The sequence below is a fragment of the Weizmannia sp. WK01 genome (genome assembly GCF_025905465.1).
Lineage (GTDB): Bacteria > Bacillota > Bacilli > Bacillales > Bacillaceae_C > Weizmannia > Weizmannia faecalis.
The window spans coordinates 396,371-419,289 of record NZ_CP109616.1 but is presented as its reverse complement, the minus strand read 5'-3'; the positions used below and the strand labels follow the sequence as shown (position 1 = coordinate 419,289).

The window sequence follows — 22,919 nt, the reverse complement described above, 5'->3', positions numbered from 1 at the left end:
CACCACCTTCATATAAATCATTGATAACAAATGGATGCTACTGCGCTTCATCCTGCATGGCAAATATTGAAGCAGGACTTGCTGAATGCATGCATCCAGCAAGCCGAACCTTTATGAAACCCCCTTCTTCTATGAAGCAGGAGGGAGGGGGTTTTAGCAAATTGCATTTTTTTGATTTGCCCATTTCTATAAGCGTTTCAACTCTTCCTCAATCGGTGTATCTCCCGAAATGAGGTCGAATGCTTTCCGGTATGTTTTCGGTTCGTCGAGGCTTGCGAGAATGGTGCGTGCGACGTCTTCACGCGGAATGGTGCCGCGTTTTAAGTTTTCCGACGCTTCGACTTTTCCGGTGCCGGGTTCGTTCAGCAAGCCGCCCGGCCGAATGATCGTGTAGTTCAGCTTGGTCGACTGGAGCACGCGGTCTGCATAATGCTTGGCAACATAATACGGCTTGATGGCCTCGCTCCAGTTTTCGCGGTGGTGGGCCTGGAGCGCACTCACGATAACAAAACGGCTGATACCTGCTTTTTCTGCCGCCTCCATCGTTTTCACTGCGCCGTCCAAATCGACAAGCAGCGTTTTGTCTGCGCCCGTGTGCCCGCCGGAACCAGCGGTAAACACAATGCAATCGCATCCATTCGCCGCTTCCGCCAGCTCATCGACAGTGCCTTCCAAATCGGATATGACCGCATCTACCCCTTTTTGCCTGAAAAATTGAGCCTGTTCTTCTTTCCGCACCATGGCACGTGGGATATGGCGGTCACTTTTTTGTAAAAGATCCACAAGCATTTTTCCGATCTTTCCGTTTGCGCCTGCAACAAGAACTTTCATCCAATCCATCTCCTTTCGTTTTTTTCTATTATTTCAAAAGGAGTATGGAGAAGCAAATGATTGAGAAAAGTGGGATGATGCTTACTCGACGGTGGAACTTCCGTTGTTTCCACAGAAAAGCAAAAAATCCGCATTTTTTTGCGGATTTTTACTCCATAATGGACACACCTTGTTCTGAAATCTGAAGCGCAAGCGGGATAATGCCTGAAGCTTCCCATGCTGCTTTCAACGCGGCAGCTTTTTCCTTCCCTGCTACAAAGGCAATGCCGCAGTCTCCGCCACCCGAGCCCGATGATTTGCCGGCACCGAAACGGCTGGCAATGTCTGCCAGTTGCTTCAATGGCGCTGTTTCAATGGTGGTATGGGCTGCTGCTTCAAGTTTCTGCAAAGCACGCCGGTTTTGCCGGATGTGCTCAAATATGCCAGCCATATCTTGCTGCATGAAACTTTCCACCAGTTTATCCACGGCGGTGGTACTTTCTCGTAAAAATGCCGTGTATGTTTCCGTTGCCGCCTCCCGCAATTTGCCGATGCGCTCCACCATTGGCCCGGTTGCCACCGCTTTTCCGGTCCAACCCGCACAAAAAATGAGGCCCGGCGGCAGTACCAATTTAGAAATGGACAAATACGGCCATTTTTCTGCCAGTAATTCCGAAACTGTGCAGCCCGCTTCCAACCGGGAAAAAATCCAATCTGGCCTGAATGCGGCATATTTCAACATGCCGCCGTACACGGAAGCGGCAAGATCCGCGCCGGACCCGTTGCCCTGTGTTTTCAAATGGGCCACAGCGGCCAGTTTAAAAATGGCTTCCTTCGTTTCCGGCAACCCTTCATGGGCGTGCAAAAGGGCGGTAAGAACGGCAGAAAGAATCGCAGCACTGGAACCGAGCCCGTATTTTTGCCTTGTTGTGGGATCATCCAGTTCACTCGTTACCGTAATGTGAAGCGGGCGGAGCGGAATCGATTTTTCCATAAGCAGCTGGTTAAAAACGGCGAGCGCATTTTGGATAAACCGGAGTTTCGGGTCATCGCGGTCAAAGCGGACTTCCCCGTTCTCCACACGCCACGCGGCATGCGGAATGCCAATCTGCGGCAAAGAAAAAAGGTTTTCTGTGCTTTCTTTTACCTCTATTGTGATGTATCGGTCTACCGCGGCAACCATAGCAGGGCAACCGGGTTCAATGACCGCATATTCGCCGGCAATCATCAGTTTACCCGGCGCCTTTACTTGAAATTGCATCCCGTTCATCTCTTTCAATCCTTTTTAGGTCGGTGTACCCGTCAAATCTGCAAGCATCACATCCAATGCCTGCTGCACCGCTTTTTCGGATAGATCCCCCTGACCAACTAGCGGACGGGGGTTGCATTTCCCGCGTCAAAACAAGTTCCATGGCACTTCCATGCTCATATTAAAAGGAATCAGCCCAGAACCCGTTACGGGCATGGTGCCGTTAAATAGCGCGAAACAGCCAGTGACGCCTAAATGGTTTTTTCAGCAACGGCTGCAGAAGGAAAAACGGCATTTTTTAAAAAGTGCATCATCTGGATGTTTTGGCGCCTTCCTGCCGGGGTTCCAGCGTTTCGAAAAGCATTAAAACGGGCCGTATTGAATGCCCGGACCTGGATGGCAAACCAGCACTTCGCGGACGGACGGGATGGCAGAAAGCGCATGATATACCGTCTCTTCATCTTTTCGTTCGCACAGCACTTTCACATTCGGGCCGGCGTCAATTGTAAAATAAGCTTCAATCCCGCGTTCGCGCAAAAGCGCCACTTCCTGCATGACATCGAGCGTTGCACTTTGCCAGTATAAAAAAGGCGGGTTGGCGCTGATCGTTGTCGCATGCATTTTTAACGCATTTGCTTCAAGCACGCGCCCAAGCATCGTAAAATCGCGCGCTGCAATCGCGGATTTTGCGGCGGCCAAATCTGTTTCCACAGTTTCGAGCCAGGCTTTATAAAACGGCGACGTGCTGACAGTCCGTTTCATCCCTTCCCTGCTCGAAACTTTTTTCTGCTTTGATTCCACCAGGCAGGATAAAATACTGAGATCCCAATCGTCTTCGCTGAGAAGCGGAACCGCGTGTGAATCGGAGCCATCCGCTTTTTCACCTTTTTGCCACTCGACGAAACCGCCGTAGATACTGCGGCAGGCGGACCCGGAACCTTGGCGCGCCAAGATTGACAGCGTACGCCCATCCACCTCAATGCCGAGCGCTTTAACAGCCGCAGCTGCAAGCGCCGCCATACCGGATGCGGAAGAGGCTAGCCCGGCAGCGATCGGCACTTCGTTTTGTGATTCTATATAGGCATATCTTTTTTCTCCCGCAAAGGCCCTGATCTTATCCATAAAGCGGGAAATTTTCGTCGTTTCCGCATCAATGGCCGGTTTTCCGTTCAGAAAAAACACGTCCGCCTTTAAAGCGGAATCAAAAGCCACCTTTGTTGTCGTATAAAACCTGTCCAGCGTAATGGACAGGCTGCTGTTCATCGGGAGAAAAAGCTTTTCGTCCCGTTTCCCCCAGTATTTGATCAGGGCAATATTCGTATGGGCCCTCGCTGTTGCCTCCATCTTTCATCGTCCTTCCAGTAAAAATGCCTTCTTGCTTTGAAAAGGTACTTCCCTGTCAATGCTATTCTCGCTGCCGGACAAAAAGGCTGCCCTGACCAACTATCTCCAAAGGAAAATGCCGCAAACCATTTTCTTGCAAGGGGCAACTGCCTGCGATTCCCCATCCTTAGCAGCTTCGGGTCTCCTTATCCAGCCGCTTCAACGGAAAATCTCTTCTCATGATCCGCTCGGCTTTGAAGCCAGGACCAAAAGAGCTGCCCGCTACAAGCAAAAACAGGGAGCCTCTTTTACATGAAGCATCTCCTGTTTTCGGGGCTGTGCTGCATGATTGCGGAATAACGGTCATCCTTCCAGCGAAAATTGCCATACTTGGGCGGCGCCTGCATTTTGCAGGGCTTGCGCAACTGCTAAAGCCTTTTTCCTGCTTTCGGCGAGCGAAATAATGCAACCACCCCGGCCCGCACCGGTCAGTTTGGCACCGAGTGCGCCGGCTGAGCGTGCTGCAGCGCATAATGCGTTAAGCCCTTCGTCGCTGACACCCAAAACGGAAAGTTGTGCATGTGCTTCATTAAATAATCGGCCGAGATGCAGTCCGTCTTTTTCAATCAATGCCCTTCCCGCTTCGTGCACGATTTCGCCTAAACGGTTGATGGCGGACTCCACCGTTTTCGGGTCAGAACCGCTTTTTTCACGGATGCTCCCGACCGCCATTGCCGTATTATGCACGCGCCCGGAATCGGCGACCACCAGATAAAACGGAAGCGAAAACGGAAGCGGCCGGGCCGCCTTCCCTTTTTCAAACCAGATCGGATCATTGCTGATGACCGCCATCATATCGATGCCACTCGGATTCCCGTGGGCAAAATTCTCAGCAATTTGGACAAACCGTTCGAGTTCCATTTTCGTTAATTGTTTTTCAAAAAAAGCATACAGCCCGCGGACAATGGCAACGGCAACAGCGGCACTCGAGCCAAGCCCGCGCCCGATCGGAATGGTCGACTCCAGTTTAATCGCCAAATTTTCGGCCGGCTTTTTTAACGTACGGAGGATTTCTTTGACACATGCTCTGATTCCGTGAAGCCTTTCCGGCGCTTTATCCAGTGCCCCTTTGTAAAACCGGCAGTCAATGGAGAGCGGGCCTTGTTTTTGGATAACTGCCGTTTCAATTTTCACATGATCGAATGGAAGCGCGATCGCCGGTTGTCCGTAAACAACAGCATGTTCCCCCGCTAAAATTAATTTTCCGTGTGCCGTCCCGGTTGCTGTATTGCCGGGAATTTTCATCATGTTTACCCCTCGCTTTCCCTTGCCAGACCGATGCGCGGTTTTCGGGAAAATTTTTTCAAAAAAGTCCTTCATTGTGCCGGCTCCTTAAACGGTGCCATACAGAAAAAAATCTATGTTATCCAGCGGTGAATGGATCGCTGGCAAATCGTATTCCATCGAGCATCGCCACTTTTCGACAATGCCTATTTTATCGCAACAGGCCGCGGGATGACAATGGTTTGGGCCTTGAGCATATACATAAAAATATGGGCCGGATTCACGAAAGTTCCAAAGAAAACCGGCCGTTGGAAATTTAGCTTATACCGGTACTGATAAAATTGGGTTCGTGCCTTCACCTCTTATGGGCAGCATCCGTCTTTTGCGAGCCGGATGTGGAAAGGTAGTTGTGCCCATTCCCGTTTCTACAGGTGATGAAACGAGAGAATCCCATTTTTAAATCCGTGCCAAAAAATAACCGCTCCTGGTTGTGAGGCTATCCACAAACAGAGCGATCACAGGATTACTTTCACCGTATCGTGATTCCCCGTCCATTCTATCGAAAATTGATCTTATTTGCAATAAAAGCGCAACGATTTGCATATACTGGAAATGATAAGGAGGATGTTTTGTGAAAGTCAGCGTCATACTTCCCGTTTACTATGTGCCGGAACCGGAGCTGGTGCGGGCGCGCTATTTCTTCCTGCGCAACGGAATGCCATTTGAATTTGCGGCAACAGCAAGCGTTTCGCGCGGGTATTTGCCGGTAATGCCGGACGGCTGCTTTGATTTCCGCGCCTTTAAAGGAAAGCATGATTTCGACCATCTGCTTCCTGACGCTGTCCGCGTGCCGCCTGGGTTACAACCGGAAAAAGCGGAACTGCTTGCCGGCGACTTATGCAACCGCGCCCTTTCTTTAAAAGGGTTCGGCCAGATCGGCTATTTGCCGCCGCGCTCAAAGCAGGAAGCGGGCATCACGGTGATTTTGCAAAACCGCACCACAAAGGAGGAGCGGCGGATTCCGGCTGTGATCCGGCTGTTGCCGCAAAGAAGGATGCGCTTTGTTGCTGCCGTTGATATTGCGCTTTTAGCGGACTGGCTTGCATTACAGCAGACGGTGGATCTTTTTCTTGAGGTCAAAGCCGGCACTTTGCTGAAAAAACTCCGCCTTCATGCCGATCCGCATGCGAAACTCGGAAACTATGGCAGATGCGGGGAGCTGTCGGTTACGAAATATGGGAATATTTCGATCATCCCGGCTGCGGCGGAGCAGCGGAAAAGAGCATGATTTCCATATTTTGGTTTGTTTTATTTCGTGCCTGCCGGGAATAGGAGCAGTGCAAGGCCAATACATCTTAAAAGAAGGGACTGGTAAAGTTTTTGATGAAAGACTTGACAGCAACTTCATCTTCCGTATTTGGCACTGCATTTGTCCAGCGGGCAAGTGGGACAACCGTCCGGAACCGATATACTTTCGGTGAAGGTTCGTGTCCGCCTACTATTTGAAGCCCCGGACTTATCTGAGGCCAGGTTTGGATAAGTCCGTACTGGACGTCATCTGAATATCAGATTTGGATGAGGCAAAAGGCGCAATCCGATCGGGTTGCGCTTTTTGTCCGTGTGCTCGAATATCCCTCCTGGTATACTTTGGAAATTCTGGCATTGCTGCCTGCAGCACAATCGCTTTATTCCCCGCTCGGTTCATGTTAGCATGAAGATAGGAATACACGTGATAGAAGGAAAGCGATACGTTGAGGTGAAGAAGATGAGTGGAATCGTTGGGTACATTGGCAGACATTCGGCACAGCCGGTTCTGCTCGATTGCCTGAAAAAACTGGATTACCGGGGCTATGATTCAGCAGGCATTGCCGTCTCCGATATGAAAACCATCGGCGTCCGCAAAGAAAAAGGGCGCGTCGAAGATCTGGAAGCTTCCCTCCAGCTCGAACCGATTCCCGCCGGATGCCTTGGGATCGGCCACACAAGGTGGGCATCACACGGAATGCCGACCGTTGAAAATTCCCATCCGTTATGTGATGAAGAAGCACGTTTCTACGTTGTTCATAACGGAATTATTGAAAACTACCAGCAATTAAAAAAATTCCTTATCGCACAGGGGCATCGTTTACAAACGGACACCGACACAGAAGTCATTCCATATCTTCTCGCGCATTATGATACCGGCAATTTTGAAGAAACCGTGCGGATCGTCATTCCGCAATTAAAAGGTGCGTTTGCGCTTGCGATCATGGCAAAAGATCACCCGAACCAGATTATCGCCATTTCTTATGATAATCCGCTCATTATCGGCTTTGGCAGCGGGGAAGCGTATCTCTCCTCGGATATCCCGGCGCTGCTTTCGTATACAAAAGAAATTTATCCAATTAAAAACGGCGAAATGGCCATTTTGACTCAGACCAATGTGGAAATTAAGACACTTTCCGGGGAAAAAATTTTGCCGAAAAAAACATCCGTGCGCTGGAACCAAGACGAACTCAACCTGCAGGATTACGGTCACTACATGTTAAAAGAAATCATGGAGCAGCCGGAAGCAATCAAGCGCACGTTAAAAGACCGGCTGACAGAAAGCGGTGTCGTCATTCCGGAAGTGGACGATTTTTTCGCAAAGCGCAAGCTTACAGATCCGGAAAGGATCATCATTGTCGCAAGCGGCACCTCCCATCACGCCGGCATGATCGGCAAAAAGATTCTCGAAACCATGCTTGATATACCGGTTGAAGCCGCGATTGCATCTGAATTCAGATGTGAGCACGGGCGGTTGGACGAAAAAACGCTCGTCATTGCCATCAGCCAATCAGGAGAAACGGCTGATACCATTTCCGCCTTGAAAGAAGCGAAAAAGTCAGGAGCGGCGGTGATCGCGATCAGCAATTACCGGAAGAGCACGCTGGCGCGGAAATCGGATTGCGTGATTTATACGCATGCAGGCCCGGAACTGGCGGTTGCTGCAACAAAAGCCTATACAACCCAGATTACGGCGCTCGTCCTGCTTTCGATTGTTCTGGCAAAAAAACTGCACGGTTCCGGCGAAGGCCAAATCCCTGCCTTGCTCGATGCCCTTCATTCACTCGCTGATGACGTGGAAAAATGCCTGGTGATGACGCAGGATGCCATCGACCAGTTTGCACAGGTCACAAACGACCAGGAGCATCTATTCCTGATTGGCCGCGGGCTCGATTATGTCCTGGCGCTTGAAGGGGCGCTCAAACTCCAGGAAGTCGCCTATCTCCATGCGGATGCCTACGCGGCAGGAGAAATGAAACACGGCACAATGGCTTTGATCACGCCGGGTGTTCCGGTCATTGCCCTTGCCACCCAGGAACATTTGCGCGACAAGGCCATAAACAATATTAAAGAAGTAAAGGCACGTGATGCATATGTCGTCGGGATTACGACCACGGGAGATGACGAAGTGAGCGCCGTCGTAGACGAAGTGCTCTACATTCCGGAAGCACACCCCTTTCTCATGCCGGTCCTGGCCGCCATCCCGCTGCAGCTGCTTGCTTATTATGCCGGCATCGTACGTGGCTATGACGTTGACCGCCCGCGCAACCTGGCGAAGAGCTTAACCGTCGAGTAAAGGGAAATCGTGTTAAACTTTTTCAGGCCGTGCCTTTCACACAAAAACCGCCGGGGAAAAGGATTCTGGCGGTTTTTCTCTTTTAGGGCAGGCTCCTATTTGATTTTTTATCATATAATAAGCATTATAAATGATTCTATTTCTTTTTGTTTACAGCAATAACCCGCTAATCCATATTGATTCCCATTCTCAATTATTCAAAAAAATTTATATTAATTGAGAATAAACGCTATTCTTTTTCGTTTCTTCGTGCTACAATACAGGTGAAAATAAGTTTATTTAGGAAGAGGTGTGCGATGATGCCGGAATATGATTATCACCACCTTCCCCATGTCAAAGTCCAGTCCGCATCAAAAAAAGCATTATGGGCAACGCTCGTCCTAACCTTGTTTTTCATGTTTGTTGAAATTGCTGGTGGTCTGATTTCGCATTCGCTTGCTTTGCTTTCCGACTCGGCACATATGGCTTCTGATGTCATTGCGCTCCTCTTCAGTATGCTTGCTTTGTTCATGGCGACACGCCCGCCAAACCGCAAATATACATTCGGCTATTTGCGGTTTGAAATCATCGCATCGTTCCTGAACGGGCTAACGCTTGCGGGCATTTCAATCGGTATTTTCATTGAAGGGATCAATCGCCTCGTCCATCCGCAACCCATTGATTTTAAGTGGATGTTTATCATTGCAGTGACCGGGCTTGTTGTGAACATCATCCTCACCATTGTGCTGCACCGGAGCACAAAAGAAGAAGAAAACTTAAATGTTCAAAGCGCGTTATGGCATTTTATCGGTGACTTATTGAATTCAGCCGGCGTGATTGTTTCCGCCCTGCTCATTTATTTTACGGGAATGAATTTCTTTGATCCGCTCATCAGCATCGTGATCGGCGGCATCATTTTTTACGGCGGTGCCAAAATCATCCGCGCTTCCTATTTGATTTTGATGGATACGGTGCCGGAAGGGTTTGATTTAGAACAGATCCGCACAGATATGTATCAAATTGAGGGTGTTGAAGACGTCCATGACATGCATCTTTGGAACATTTCTTCCGACCATTGTTCTCTGACCGCCCATGTATTTGTCAGGCATTCATCCGAACCGATGCACGTCATTTTGGCTGTCAATCAGATGCTTGAACAAAAATACGGCATCCGCCATACGACCATCCAGACAGAGGACCCCACCATCCATGATCATACCGATTATCTCCGGCAGAAAGACCGGACCGTTTCACTGTAGCTGCTGCTCAGCAGTTACAGTTTTTTTGTTTTCCAGCCAGACAATCCATTTGTAAAATCCGACCACACTGAGCAAAAGGAACGGATTTACGAGTGCCGAAATGGTGAAATTCCACCATCCGTAATGAAAATAACCCCATGGTGCCGGCAACAGGGTGATCATCTCACACCCCAGCATCAGCACTTCCCAAACGGCAATATAAAAAACCTTTTTATCCATGCTTTTCCAAACGGGAACCAGTTGAGATATAAAATATTGACAGGCGGAAGTAAACAAACCAAACCCGGGAGATTCTCCCAGTCCACTCCCTTTGTAAAATACCAGTAGCCATGGTACTTGTAATCGATATATACATCAAAAACCAAGTGGGAAGCGATGGTGAACGTCCAAATCTGTACGATCTGCCCGGGAGAAAGCCGCTTTTTTACACAAAAAACAGCCAGATTAAATCCAATGAGGGAAACAACATACCCAATCATGTTTGAGCCTCGCAATCAGCGTTAACGTTTTTTCAATAGCTTATGTTACCCGCCAATTTCTATACAGTCGCCAAATGGGCAGTGAGGGAAGGTATAGATTTGGGCCTTTTTACTTGTACGCCAGGTCCAGTTTGCTTCCCCGGTGGCGATTGGCGGATCAAAGCAAGGGCTGTGCACACATCGTTCTGGTTGGAGACTTTTTCCGATTGCGCCCTCCAGCTAAAATCGCACTGGTGTACTAATGCGCTGCCTCGCGCACGATTTTTGCCGCTGTTTGCGCATCCACGCGCAAAAATGAACAAAGTGCCTCATCCGGCGCATCCTGGCCAAAAAGCAAATAGAACTCTTCTATCGCTTTACGGTGCGCATCTTTACTGGTATGGCCGCAAACCTGGCAGTGCCACATGCCATTATTAAAATCCATTTCGAAACGGCGGCACACTGGGCACCCGACCCCCGTATACCATTCGCTTTGGTCAACCGGCCACGGAAAGATCCCCGATTTTTCGTGGCATTCCAGCAAATGCTTGTGCCATTTTTTAAAATGCTTGCTGTCCAGGACCGGCTGGCTGTATGTGTCCTGCATCTTTATAACTTTATAAACAGCCTGGCTTGCCGGGCAGATCTTCAATTCGTCTGCTGAATTGACAACAGGCATTTTCAGCTCGGCCTCCTCATGGCAAAGGACAAGCAAATACTCCAGCGTCAATTCGGGCAAATGCCGCATACGGGCCCATGTACATAAGATTTCTCTTTGTTTTTGCAGGCGCGCAAACGGTTCCGGCCAGCCTTTTTCCTTCCCGCCTTTTTGCTGGATAAGCTGGGAAAAAGCCGGATCCGGAAAAATCACGCCGGATAAATGGGTGTAGCCTATAATCAAAACAAGATTCCGTGTGAGAATTAACCCGTCCAGGCATGTATTTGCAATGGGCAGTGCATGGTAAACATGGAATTGGTCGGACGGAAGAATCTCCAAAAAACGGTCTGCCCGCTTCTCCCTTTTATATTTCGCCCTCCACTTTTTTACATCCTCCGCAATCTGCCCATACAGCGGATGCCTTTTGGGCAGCCTCTCCAGCAACGCCTCTCCCGCCCGGATTTGTGCGGGATATTCCCGCTGTTTTACAATCACGTCCAACTTCCCCTTTTTCATGATTTTATTTATTTTATTCGCTGCGTGGGAGGAAATATGTTAAAATTAAGAATATTATAGTGGGAGGTGCTGTTTGTGCGTCTGTATCTTGATCTGTTTGAAAATGACCAGCCTGTTCGTTCCTGATGCGGGGGACGAACAGCCGCTTCAAAACCCCCGTCTGGCTGTTAGATAAAAAATAAAGACGGAGGTTGATGACTGTGAAAAACAAATGGGCAGGTGCACTTTGCCTCGCACTTGCATCCGGCATCTGGGGCGGGATGTATGTGGTCAGTAAATATGTCTTAAACTTCGTACCGCCGCTTACGCTTTTATGGCTGCGGTATATGATCGGTTTTGCCGCACTGTACGCGATATTGCATGCCGGCAGAAAGAAAAAGGAAAAGGTAAGCCTTACAAAAAAAGACTGGCTGCTGCTCGCCTGGATCGGGTTTATCGGCTATTTTGCATCCGTTGCCATGCAGTTTATCGGGACGCAAAAAGCGGACGCCCATACCGGCGCGATCATTACATCCGCTTCTCCGGTTTTTATCGTGATATTCGCGCGCTTCATTTTAAAAGAAAAATTGACCGCGCGCAAAATACTGGCGCTGATTACCGCATCCGCGGGCGTTGTCATCGTGATCGGCTGGGACATTCACGTGCAAACCTACTTTTGGGGCAGCCTGATTCTGGCTGGAGCGATGATTACATGGGCACTTCTGTCCGTTTATGTAAAAGTGGCTTCCTGGAAAATGGATTCGTTAACCATTACAACATATGCCATTTTGTTCGGGCTGCTGTTTACAACGCCTTTTGCCGCCCGCGAAGCCATGATGGCCTGGCCTGTATCATCGGGCGGTTTTTGGGGGATGGCAGGTATTTTGTATCTCGGCGTCATCTCTACAGCCGGCGCTTTCTTTCTGTGGAACAAAGGGCTTGAAATGGTAGAAGCCGGCAGCGGGTCACTGTTTATGTTTTTGCAGCCTGTCACTGGCTCTTTTCTCGGTTGGCTTTTGCTCCATGAAAGCCTGAACGGCCGCTTCTTTCTCGGCGGCGCCCTGATTCTGGCCGCGATTGCCATTTCGTTGCTCCCGGAAAGGATGCGCCTCGTACGTCGGATGGAAGCGTCAAAAAATATATCGGATTAAAATAGCATCAAGGCAAGGCCTGTCGCACCGGTCTTGCTTTTTTGTTTCTTTTTTTGCGAATTTGCAGGAATTTTTGCCGCTTTTATCGAAAAGGGAATAAAAAGGTTCCGGGAGGCAGAACAATGGATCGGTACAGTTGCTTGGCATATCTTTTGTTTCAAACGGATGATAACACGGTAAAAGAAGCGGCAATCCGCCTCGTACAGGGCAGCCTTACGCTCAAAGAGGCAAAAAACGACAGCACGCTCAAGCCGTATCTGGAAGACTGTGAAAAACGGCTGAACATACAGCCGCCGGATGCCGAGCAGGTTTATGCATTTATGGAAAATTATATATACGCCGTATAAAAAGCATCTGGCAGGGCAAACCGGGGAACTTCTAAATGGCAGTCCCCGCTTAGGCTCCGCAAGCGGAAGTGTGCCGCCGCAAACGTATGCCCTGCCTCGCGTAGTGATTTTGCAAATTTTGAGGTTCGTCCGCGGTTATAGGCACTCTCCATGCCAAATCGCATACCCCAGTTTATGAGCAGCAAGTCTGTTAATTAAATGGACTACCGCTGTCATACGTTTTTTTGATCGCAAACCCGCCAGCTAAAATGTTCGCCACATGCAATGAAGAAAATCCGCTCTCCCCCTGCCTTACAACACCGTAATCCGGTTTCTGCCCTGACCCTTCGACTTGTATAGCCCTTCGTCCACCCGCCTTACAATGGTTTCTGCTGTATCCCCCGGTGTATATGCAGTCACACCGAAACTTGCGGACAGCTTTCCCGCATGCCCAAATGAATGGCGGCTAATGCTTGCTTTCAAATATTCCGCCAGTTCCTCTGCCTGGGGCAATTCATCCTTTGTAATGATGATGAATTCTTCACCGCCCCAGCGTCCGATGTAATCATTCGCTGAAATCACCCGGGAGGAAAGACGGACAAATTCCTTCAGCACCTCATCTCCTGTCTGGTGCCCGAACTGGTCATTCACCTGTTTAAAATAGTCGATATCGAAAAAAATCACGGAAAATGATGTGCCGGTTTTGTCCGCGTGTTTAACCGCAGCATCCAGCCATGCCTGCACCTGGCGCCGGTTGGCAATCCCGGTCAACATGTCCGAATAAGCCTTTTTCTTTTCCTCTTCCAATTCTCTAAATACTTTTAAGAGATAATGAGAAATGCAAAAGATGGCGATATAGACGAGATTGGCAAGGTAAAAGATCAGCATGGATATTTTATAGTCAAAGGAAAAATGGCGGAACCGCGGCATTCCGATCAGAAGCGTAGTCACGAACAAAGCGAGCGAATAAATGATCCCGTTCCGCTTTTTCAACGTGATAAAAATATAGAGAAATAGAAGTGGGCTCCAAATGATCGAAATTCCGATGGCTCCCTCTTTTCCCGGAACCATGTATTGAAAAACACAGTCCATCACGATGGCAAGATAATAAACCGTGAGGATCACGAGATTCACATAGTCAAACAAGCGGAAATAACGCTTGAAAACCATGCAGATGAGAAACAGAGCGTTCCAGGCAATCAGGATCCGCGTCGTGGCGAGATAAAATAAAGCTGTACGGGTGCCTGTGTGAGGGACCAAATTGTAAATCGCAAGGGCAGCGATCAAAAGCGGGCTGATCCAAAGATAAAGGATTCTTTTAAAATCTTCCAATGTCTCGATTTTCCTGCCCATTTCCGCCCCGCCTTTCTGATCAATCTCCGGGGAACTTGCAAACGAAAACAAAGGCCAAACTTCGGCTTTTCACTGCGCATTAGCAACTGGCTGGCATGGTTAGAAAACCGGTAGCCCCTGTAGTTTTGCGTCTCCATTTTTCAATGGATTTGCCCCTTTGATATAGGTCTTTTATCCTATTATACTGTATTTCTGTCCAAAAGAAACCATCAGTCAAAGGATAAGAAAGGGCAATTCGGTTAAAATTTGCCGTCTGCAGCTGCTGAAATCGTTTATGGCGATTCCTCCAACGCCCCCCGCCTCATCGCTGAAGCAAGGGGCATGGATGTGAAATGTTTTCCTCTGTTTTACGCCGAAATGTAACGCGTTGTCCTGTGCTTTTCGGCGGCCTTGCGTTTTGCCGGATCTGTTTCAGACATGTTCATTAGGGCTTGCTGAGTAAGCAAAATTTCTAAATTGGAAAGGAGGCTGACAACTTTATTCAAAATTTAAATGCAAGCGTTTTATAAAAAATCGAGGGAAAAGCTTGCACTCGAAAGCTGATTCAACGTATTAGAGAAGACAGAATCACGCATTGTCGTAGATAGATTCTTCTGAGCTTGCTGATCAATTGGGACAAACGCAGAATCGGATTCGTTCAGCAAGCCCTAATTTACAAACCGCTCTGTTTTCCCGAGCTTTTCCCAGTATTCATTGCGCAGGCGGACTTTCTGGATTTTGCCAGATGCCGTTTTCGGCAACTCATCCACAAATGTCACACCCGTCACGGCTTTGAAATGGGCAAGCCTTTCCCTTGAAAAACGGATGATGTCTTCTTCTGTTGCGGCCGCATCTGCTTTCCGGACGACAAACGCATGCGGGGTCTCCCCCCATTTTTCATGTGGAACAGCAATCACCGCTGCTTCAAGGACAGCCGGATGCTCATACAGCACTCCTTCCACTTCTATAGAGGATATATTCTCTCCGCCACTGATAATAATGTCTTTTTTACGGTCGACGATATCGATATAGCCGTATTCATCAACGGTCGCCATATCCCCTGTATAGAGCCGCCCGTTCCGGATCGTTTTCATCGTTTCTTCCGGGTTTTTCCAGTATCCGAGCATAACACCATGGCCTCTTACCGTGACCTCGCCGATTTCTTTCCCGTCATGGGCCACTTCTTCGTCATTTTCCCGTAAAACCCGGACATCGCTTCCGATCATCGGAAACCCGGCTTTCGCCCGCAACCGCAATTGTGTATCACGGTCCAGCCCGCCAAGCTGCGAACGAATGACAGATACAAGGGTGAGCGGTGTTGACTCCGTCATGCCGTACACCTGGATGAATTCCCAGCCGAGTTCTTTTTCCACGCGTTCCACAAATGCGGGCGGCGGTGCAGCTCCGGCGATGACAACACGCACGTCCTGTTCAATAGCGGGATGGTGTTCCGCGTTGTACTGCAACAGGCTGTTCAGCACAGTTGGCGCCATATGCACCACCGTCACATTATGCCTGATGATTTCCGTGAAAATGGCTTCCGCCGACGGTTTGCGGAGGCAGACATGGGTCGCCCCGTTTGCTGTATAGTAAAACGGCGAGCCCCATCCGTTTACATGGAACATCGGGAGCACATGCAAATAGACATCGCGGTCCGTAACGCGCAAATGGTGCATCGCGCTTAATGCATGCAAATAATTATTGCGGTGGGTAAGCATCACGCCCTTAGGATTTCCGGTCGTCCCGCTCGTATAAAGCAGGCTGCACACATCGTTTTCATCGAGGCCGGCACGCGGGAACGGATCCGGCGGAAATCTGTCCAGCCAGCGGTCATAATCAATTTCAGCACAGTTATCCTCTTTATAGTGGATAATAATTTGCTCCACCGTTTCAAGCTCATCCTTTACCGGCTCGATCAAATGGTACATCTCCTGGTCCACAAACAATACTTTCGATCCGCTGTGATTTAAAATAAACCGGTAGTCTTCCGGGGTCAGCCGGATATTCAGCGGCACCATCACCGCCCCCAGCTGGAAAATCCCGTAAAAGCCTTCCAGCATTTCCACTGTATTCGGCGCGAGATAGGCCACCCGATCCCCTTTTTCAATGCCAAGATTTTTTAACCCGTACGACAGCCGGTTCACCCTTCCGTTCAGCTCCCGGTATGTAAACGCCCGGTCCCCGCAATACACCGCTGTTTTCCCGCCGTACAAAAGCACCGCGCGATCCAGAAATTCCGTCAACACCAATGGCACGTTCATGGACTCCCCTCCCATTTTCATTTTCTCCCTGTTTCCCCTTGCTGTTTAAAAACCAGCACTGTTGTATAACAATATTATAAAATTTTTTGAACGCGTTTTCAATCATCATATTTATTTGTTTTTTTATAACATCGGATGATCTTATTTTCACATCTTTTACCTTGGTTTCCGCTTACATTTTTAATATAATGAGAGTGTAGAAAGAAAAAAATTTTAGGAGGCAGTACATGTTATGAAAATTCCTGTAAAATCCGTTACATCGCCGAAAAAGTTTATCGTAGGGAACGGCCTGCTTGCCAATTTATATGCGTACATAAAAGATTTGGGCGACAATGCCTATGTGATTTGTGACGAATTCATCCTCGGCCGCGCAAAAGAAGAAGCCGGAAAATCTGTCCGGGAAGGCGGCGGGAAAGCAACTTTCGAACAGTTCAATTATCAAACCACCCAGGAAGAAGTAGACCGTAACCGCCGGCTTGCACGTGAAGCAGGCGCCAATGTCATTGTCGGCATCGGCGGCGGAAAAACGCTTGATACCGCAAAAGCAACCGCTTATTATGAAAAACTTCCGGTTGTCATTTTTCCGACGATTGCCTCCACTGACGCACCGTGCACGGCCCTTGCCGTTCTTTACAAAGAAGACGGCGCTTTTGACCGTTACTTGTTCCTGCCGAGCAATCCGGATGTCGTGCTCGCAGACACGGAAATTTTAGCTGCAGCACCGGTCCGCTTTTTCGCCGCCGGGATCGGGGACGCGCTTGCCACTTATTTTGAAGCGCGCGCCTGCTACGCGGCAAACGGCGACAACCTTGTTTTAATGAAGCCATCCCTCACCGGCCTGGCCATTGCCCGCACTTGCTACGAAACGATTCTCGAAAACGGCGTAAAAGCAGTGGAAGCCGTGAAAAACAAAGTGCCAACCCGGGCGGTGCAGGATACCATTGAAGCGACCATCTATTTGAGCGGTGTCGGTGCGGAATCCGGCGGTCTTGCCGCAGCACACGCCATCCATAACGGCATGACAGCTGTCCCTGCCCTCCATCGTGCACAGCACGGCGAAAAAGTGACATTTGGCCTGCTCGCACAGCTCGTCCTTGAAAATGCACCGAAAGAAGAGCTTGAAACTGTCATCCGCTTTATCAAAGCAGTCGGCCTGCCGCTAACACTGAAGGACCTCGGCGTGGAAGAATTTGTAGAAGCCGAATGGCGAAAAGTGGCGGAAGATGCTTGTGCCGATGATGACACAATGGGCAACGAACCATTCCCGGTTACGCCTGAAGATGTGTACAATGCCATTGTTGCCGCCAACGCCATTGCCGAAAAGTACCATGATTAAATCAAAGCAGCATATGTGAATCCACCACAAAAACGGCGGGAAAACACGATCGTGTGTCCCGCCGTTTTTGTCTATATCATATGAACTTAAGTTAGGACTTGCCGAACGAATCCGATTCTGCGTTTGTACCCAATTTGTCAGTAAGCTCTAGAAAAATTCATCTTTGAAAATGCGATTCTGTCTTCTCTATATATTGAATCCGCTATCAAGTGCAAGCTTAAATTTTTGCCAAAGCTGTCAGCATCCTTGCCAAATCTAGGAATTTTGCTTATTCAGCAAGCCTTATGTTAAGGAAGGGTGGAAAATTGACGTTGTTCCTTTACATAGAGGCTGTCTACGTTAAGGAAGCGCGGAAAATTGGCGGCCTTCCTTCACATAGAGGGCGTCTACGTTAAGAAAGCACAAAAAAAAGATGGCCTTCCTTAACATAGGGCCCGTCTACGGATTAAGTCCGTATAATTGTGTAAAAAGAAGGAGTCATTTTATCAACTCTTGGCAACACTGTTTTCAACGACGATAAACTAATGAAAAGAGGAGATAAAATGACTCACTTACAGTTTAACTTAAATTTGGATGTTTTAAAAGAAGCCATCATGACTTCCGATCTTGACGCGGTAATTAAATCAGCGGTTGTCCTCGTGTTAAACGAGTTTATGGAAAAGGAAAGGGATGACTATTTAAAAACGAGCCCTTATGAACGCGCTGTTGAACGCCGGGATTACCGGAACGGTTACTATGAACGCGAGCTGTTGATGAGCATCGGCAATGTTACATTAAAAGTTCCCCGGACACGTAATGGCGAATTCTCAACTACCTTATTTGAAAAGTATGCCAGATGTGACCAAGCTTTCGTCCTTTCTATGTTGGAGATGGTCATCAATGGCGTCTCTACCCGTAAGGTCACAAATGTCGTAGAACAGCTTTGCGGTAAGAATGTATCCAAGTCGTTTGTCTCTTCCCTTACGCAAAAACTGGATCCCATTGTGAATGCTTGGGCCGAGAGACCGTTGAATACAACCTACTACCCTTATGTGTTTGTGGACGCCATGTATATAAAAGTACGGGAGCACCATAAGGTCATATCAAAGGCTGTTTATATTGCGACTGCCATTACAGAGAAGAATACACGTGAAATACTGGGTTTAAGCGTTGACCATGCAGAAAGTTTGGAGAGTTGGAGTTCATTTTTTAAACAACTTAAATCACGTGGACTCCAATCACCAAAACTCGTTATTTCCGATGCTCACATGGGCCTTCAGAAAGCAATACAACGGGAATTCATTGGCACTGCTTGGCAAAGGTGCAATGTTCATTTTAAACGCAATATCATTGAAAAACTGCCCAAAAAAGATACTGCAGAAATCCGGGTGATGATTAAGCGCGTGTTTGAGGCCGTTACGATTGAGGACATACGCAAGTTTAAAGATGAATTAATAAACAAATTTGGTACAGAAGCAAGATTTGAAAAAGCCCTGGCCATTTTAGATGAAGGTTTTGAAGATACTATCCAATACATGAACTTTCCTGAGAATATTCGTATGCACATACGGAGTACTAATTCCCTCGAGCGGCTTAACCAAGAGGTTCGTAGAAGGGAAAGGGTCATTCGCATTTTTCCTAATACCCAATCTGCTTTTCGTTTGGTTGGTGCCGTTTTAATGCAGTATCAAGATACAGAATACTCGAAGAGGAAGTCACTTATGGGAAAGAATAGTTAGCAGCATTTTCAGCTTAACTTCCATCATGGATGATTTCATCTCCGGGAAGGGATGTCAAATTGAAAGGCATTTGACATCCCTTCCCGGAGATGAAGAAAAAAATCCATGGAAGTTAAGCCGAAAAAATGAAGGGGTGGTTGAAAACATTTGCCCATAAATTTACACAATAACCTGGACTTGACTCGTCTACGTTAAGGAAGCATGAAAAATTGACGGCCTTTCTTCACATAGAGCCCGTCTACGTTAAGAAAGCACGAAAAAAAGATGGCCTTCCTTAACATAGAGCCCGTCTACGTTAAGAAAGCACGAAAAAACGAAGACCTTCCTTTACATAGGGCGCGTCTACGTTAAGATAGCACGAAAAAAAGATGACCTTTCTTCACATAGAGTCCGTCTATGTGAAGGAAGCACGGAAAATTGAAGGTCTTTCTTCACATAGAGGGCGTCTACGTTAAGGAAGTACGAAAAATTGACGGCCTTTCTTCACATAGAGCCCGTCTACGTTAAGAAAGCAAGCAAAAACGAAGACCTTCCTTTACATAGGGCGCGTCTACGTTAAGATAGCATGAAAAAAAGATGACCTTCCTTCACATAGGGCCCGTCTATGTTAAGGAAGCGCGGAAAAATGAAGGTCTTTCTTCACATAGAGGGCGTCTACGTTAAGAAAGCATGAAAAATTGACGGCCTTCCTTCACATAGGGCGCGTCTACGTTAAGAAAGCATGAAAAATTGACGGCCTTTCTTAACATAGAGCCCGTCTATGTTAAGAAAGCAAGGAAAATTGAAGGTCTTTCTTCACATAGAGGGTGTCTACGTTAAGAAAGCACGGAAAACCGAAGACCTTCCTTGACATAGAGCCCGTCTACGTTAAGAAAGCACGAAAAATCGAAGACCTTCCTTCACTTAGGGCGCGTCTACGTTAAGAAAGCATGAAAAATTGACGGCCTTTCTTAACATAGAGCCCGTCTACGTTAAGGAAGCACGAAAAAAAGATGACCTTTCTTCACATAGAGCCCGTCTATGTTAAGGAAGCACGGAAAATTGAAGGTCTTTCTTCACATAGAGGGCGTCTACGTTAAGGAAGTACGAAAAATTGACGGCCTTTCTTAACATAGAGCCCGTCTACGTTAAGAAAGCACGAAAAAAAGATGGCCTTCCTTCACATAAGGCGCGTCTACATTAAGAAAGCAAGCAAAAACGAAGGCCTCGCATTAAATTTATGCCAAAGCTGTCAGCATCCTTGCCAAATCTAGGAATTTTGCTTATTCAGGAAGCCCTAATTATATATCAAGCATTTTCCGGCGCGTACCCGGGGCCTCTTTCCATCTCAAAGGCAAGTCTGAAGCGACACGTAGATTATTGCGGATCCGATAAGACACCAGTCCCAGCTACTTGCTGGTAATCTTCCACCGTTTTCCAGCCCTTGCAGACGTCCACCCATTTTTCGGCCTTCCCGTATGTATACAATTCTTCGCAGGTCAATTCAATTGCCGAGTTGCCGCTCCCGCATGCCGGAAATACGGTCGTGAACCGTTTGAGTGAGACGTCCATATAGACCGGCAAATCTTTTTTCAAACCGAACGGGCAGACGCCGCCGACAGCATGGCCGGTATGCTCAAGCGTTTCTTCCGGTGACAGCATCCGCGCTTTCCCGCCGAATGTTTGCCGGAATTTTTTATTGTCGATTTTCGCATCTCCCGCGGTGACAACAAGAAGGGCTTCTTCCTCACCGGTACCCCTGAACGCAAGCGTTTTTGCAATCCGTTCCGGTTCCGTGTTCAGCGCCTCAGCTGCAAGTTCAACCGTCGCGCTTGATGACGACAGGACGAGAACATCTTCTTCCCGATCCCACTGCTTAAAATAGGCTTTGACATCTTCCAATGACATATGGCGACACTCCTTTTTGTGAAAATTTTTAACCCCATTGTAACGGAAGCCATTCCGGGTTGCAAACAGGCTTGCCAAGTTTTTCGCCGGGCACACCGGCTGACTTCCCAAAGCTGCAGCTTCATTCGTTTTTCAACGGGCAGTCCCTTGTATGCGGCTGTGAAAGAAAGATAAGGTTTCCTGCTGCTTTTCAGGCTTGCGGTATGCTTCTCCAAGCAGCTTCTCCAGCCATTCGCTTCTTTCCGATGGAGAAAACTGCGGCCGCTTCAGAAGCTGGCGGCACTCATATAAAAAATCCACATATTGGGCGTAGTTCGTATCATAATGTTCGGATAATTCATTTGCAATTTTGGAAGCCAGTTTCGGGCTTGCCCCGGCTGTAGAAACACTGATGGAAAGCCTGCCCTTTTGGAAAAACGCCGGAAAAGCAAGGTTGCCATTTCCCGCATGGCCGGCATCGTTCACGAGGGCTTTGGCCGGGGCATGGGCAACAATCCGGCTGTTTGTCTCCGGATCATTTGTCGCTGCAATAACCACATCGGCCTGCCGGATGTCTTCTGGTTCGAATGTTTTCTGTTTCCAAATGAATGCGCGTTGTTGAGCCATAGCCTGCAATTCATCGTTCAGGTGCGGGCTCACGACGGTAACGTATGCCCCCGCTTCCTGCAAAAGCCGGAATCTGCGTGCCGCAACTTTTCCACCGCCGATAACAACAGCCTGCTTCCCGTCTAAATCGACCATAACCGGTACCCAAACCATTCCTGATCTCCTTTCCAGTTTATCCATTGCAAAAAGCCCGCCGTTCTCCCTGCTTGGCATGCTCCCATTCCAGCGTTTCCTGGAAAGCCGGAATCGGGTAAGTGCCGGCACGCGCAATGGAAAACGCCGAGCCGCGGGCATTTTTCAAACTGCATCGGACCCAAAAAAGTGCCGGTACGCGCAATGAACGCTGCACCCCGGCACCTTTTAAACTGCATCGCCCCAAAAAGTCCGGGGTGCACAATAGAAAACACCGCAGGCTTGACTGGGTAAAAATCCCGTGATCTCAAATAAAATCCTCTGCGCCCAACGCTTCTTTTGCCCGAACGGCCAATGCGTCCGCCATATCCGGATGGCAGCCGAGATACCGTGCCAGCCGGATATCATATCCTTCCCGCTGCAGCATGCCCACTTTCTTTTCCAGCGACCGGACGAGCACGCCGGTAAACCAAAGATAAGGGGCCACAACTACCGGGTGCCCGGTTGCGGTCAGCTCCTTCAGCGCATCATCAAAACGAGGCTCAAGCACTGCCAAATAAGCCGTTTTGATCTGTTCTGTCCCCAATTGCGCACGCAACCCGGCAGCAATTTTTGCAAAATCGCACAGTGTTTCCGGGTTGCGGCTGCCGCGTCCAACAAGCAGAATCCAGGCACCCGGAGGCATGCCGGTTTCCAAAATATTTTCTGCCAAAATTTCGATGATCCGGTCCCCGACACCGAGCGGGCGGCCGTACGTAAACACAATATGCGGATAACGCTGTTTCGCTTCCCGGATCGCGCGCGGGATATCCTCATAATAATGCCCGGCACTCAGCAGCAATACCGGCACAACAGCAATGCGCCCTGCGCCGCCCCGGACAAGCGCATCAATCCCTGCCGCAATATCCGGTTCCGCAATTTCCAGATAGCAAATTTCCTGGAGATCCGCATCCACCTGCGCCATTGCTTGCCGGATCGTCGCTGTTGCTTCCCGGGCGGTTTCAGGCACACGGCTGCCATGGCTGACATATAAAACGCCTTGTTTCATACCCGT

18 protein-coding genes and 1 riboswitch are annotated in these 22,919 nt (G+C 48.6%); of the genes, 7 read left to right on the top strand and 11 right to left on the bottom strand.

Annotation, left to right across the window (positions count from 1 at the left end):
- Nucleotides 1-186: 186 nt before the first annotated feature.
- From OF158_RS02100 to mvk, 4 genes are all read right to left on the bottom strand, one after another.
- Nucleotides 187-831 (bottom strand): SDR family oxidoreductase, encoded by a 645-nt coding sequence (locus tag OF158_RS02100; protein WP_017550692.1) that lies wholly within the window; start codon nucleotides 829-831, stop codon nucleotides 187-189.
- Nucleotides 832-979: 148 nt separating this feature from the next.
- Nucleotides 980-2,080, bottom strand: coding sequence for a phosphomevalonate kinase (locus tag OF158_RS02095; RefSeq protein ID WP_035182669.1), 1,101 nt, complete (start codon nucleotides 2,078-2,080; stop codon nucleotides 980-982).
- Nucleotides 2,081-2,422: 342 nt separating this feature from the next.
- Complete coding sequence (gene mvaD / locus OF158_RS02090) at nucleotides 2,423-3,403, bottom strand: diphosphomevalonate decarboxylase (protein ID WP_035182673.1); 981 nt, start codon at nucleotides 3,401-3,403, stop codon at nucleotides 2,423-2,425.
- A gap of 342 nt (nucleotides 3,404-3,745) precedes the next feature.
- Complete coding sequence (gene mvk / locus OF158_RS02085) at nucleotides 3,746-4,687, bottom strand: mevalonate kinase (RefSeq protein WP_026684855.1); 942 nt, start codon at nucleotides 4,685-4,687, stop codon at nucleotides 3,746-3,748.
- A gap of 610 nt (nucleotides 4,688-5,297) precedes the next feature.
- Here mvk and OF158_RS02080 point away from each other — a divergent pair.
- From OF158_RS02080 to OF158_RS02070, 3 genes are all read left to right on the top strand, one after another.
- A complete protein-coding gene (locus tag OF158_RS02080) occupies nucleotides 5,298-5,954 on the top strand; it encodes a hypothetical protein (protein ID WP_035182677.1) in 657 nt (218 codons plus the stop codon).
- Between the two features lie 477 nt (nucleotides 5,955-6,431).
- Nucleotides 6,432-8,267 (top strand): glutamine--fructose-6-phosphate transaminase (isomerizing), encoded by a 1,836-nt coding sequence (gene glmS / locus OF158_RS02075; RefSeq protein ID WP_017550698.1) that lies wholly within the window; start codon nucleotides 6,432-6,434, stop codon nucleotides 8,265-8,267.
- Between the two features lie 296 nt (nucleotides 8,268-8,563).
- Nucleotides 8,564-9,505 (top strand): cation diffusion facilitator family transporter, encoded by a 942-nt coding sequence (locus OF158_RS02070; RefSeq protein ID WP_017550699.1) that lies wholly within the window; start codon nucleotides 8,564-8,566, stop codon nucleotides 9,503-9,505.
- Here OF158_RS02070 and OF158_RS02065 read toward each other — a convergent pair.
- Both OF158_RS02065 and OF158_RS02060 read right to left on the bottom strand, forming a co-directional pair.
- Nucleotides 9,497-9,724, bottom strand: a complete 228-nt coding sequence (locus tag OF158_RS02065) for a hypothetical protein (protein WP_225620943.1) — start codon at nucleotides 9,722-9,724, stop codon at nucleotides 9,497-9,499. The genes OF158_RS02070 and OF158_RS02065 overlap by 9 nt on opposite strands.
- 498 nt (nucleotides 9,725-10,222) lie before the next feature.
- Nucleotides 10,223-11,116 (bottom strand): NERD domain-containing protein, encoded by an 894-nt coding sequence (locus tag OF158_RS02060; protein WP_035182679.1) that lies wholly within the window; start codon nucleotides 11,114-11,116, stop codon nucleotides 10,223-10,225.
- Between the two features lie 215 nt (nucleotides 11,117-11,331).
- Between OF158_RS02060 and OF158_RS02055 the strand changes: the two genes are divergently transcribed.
- Nucleotides 11,332-12,267, top strand: coding sequence for a DMT family transporter (locus tag OF158_RS02055; RefSeq protein ID WP_035182681.1), 936 nt, complete (start codon nucleotides 11,332-11,334; stop codon nucleotides 12,265-12,267).
- Nucleotides 12,268-12,389: 122 nt separating this feature from the next.
- Nucleotides 12,390-12,614 carry a hypothetical protein gene (locus OF158_RS02050; protein ID WP_014096346.1) on the top strand — a complete coding sequence of 75 codons (225 nt, stop codon included), beginning with the start codon at nucleotides 12,390-12,392 and terminating at the stop codon, nucleotides 12,612-12,614.
- Nucleotides 12,615-12,905: 291 nt separating this feature from the next.
- Here OF158_RS02050 and OF158_RS02045 read toward each other — a convergent pair whose 3' ends face one another.
- A complete protein-coding gene (locus OF158_RS02045; protein WP_026685145.1) occupies nucleotides 12,906-13,946 on the bottom strand; it encodes a GGDEF domain-containing protein in 1,041 nt (346 codons plus the stop codon).
- Nucleotides 13,947-14,024: 78 nt separating this feature from the next.
- A riboswitch (cyclic di-GMP riboswitch) is annotated at nucleotides 14,025-14,110 on the bottom strand.
- Nucleotides 14,111-14,593: 483 nt separating this feature from the next.
- Complete coding sequence (locus tag OF158_RS02040) at nucleotides 14,594-16,186, bottom strand: long-chain-fatty-acid--CoA ligase (protein WP_026685144.1); 1,593 nt, start codon at nucleotides 16,184-16,186, stop codon at nucleotides 14,594-14,596.
- Nucleotides 16,187-16,418: 232 nt separating this feature from the next.
- Here OF158_RS02040 and OF158_RS02035 point away from each other — a divergent pair, with 232 nt between their 5' ends.
- Nucleotides 16,419-17,522, top strand: a complete 1,104-nt coding sequence (locus OF158_RS02035) for a glycerol dehydrogenase (protein WP_017550705.1) — start codon at nucleotides 16,419-16,421, stop codon at nucleotides 17,520-17,522.
- Between the two features lie 542 nt (nucleotides 17,523-18,064).
- Complete coding sequence (locus tag OF158_RS02030) at nucleotides 18,065-19,240, top strand: IS256 family transposase (RefSeq protein WP_017551449.1); 1,176 nt, start codon at nucleotides 18,065-18,067, stop codon at nucleotides 19,238-19,240.
- A gap of 1,356 nt (nucleotides 19,241-20,596) precedes the next feature.
- On the opposite strand, the gene OF158_RS02025 is transcribed toward OF158_RS02030, so the two are convergent.
- The 3 genes from OF158_RS02025 to OF158_RS02015 form a co-directional block, all read right to left on the bottom strand.
- Nucleotides 20,597-21,127, bottom strand: a complete 531-nt coding sequence (locus OF158_RS02025) for a YbaK/EbsC family protein (RefSeq protein ID WP_035182683.1) — start codon at nucleotides 21,125-21,127, stop codon at nucleotides 20,597-20,599.
- Nucleotides 21,128-21,259: 132 nt separating this feature from the next.
- A complete protein-coding gene (locus OF158_RS02020; RefSeq protein ID WP_225620941.1) occupies nucleotides 21,260-21,913 on the bottom strand; it encodes an NAD(P)-binding protein in 654 nt (217 codons plus the stop codon).
- Nucleotides 21,914-22,172: 259 nt separating this feature from the next.
- The gene (locus OF158_RS02015) at nucleotides 22,173-22,913 is read right to left on the bottom strand and encodes a sirohydrochlorin chelatase (RefSeq protein WP_035182689.1); all 741 of its coding nucleotides are present in this window, start codon (nucleotides 22,911-22,913) and stop codon (nucleotides 22,173-22,175) included.
- Nucleotides 22,914-22,919 lie beyond the last annotated feature (6 nt).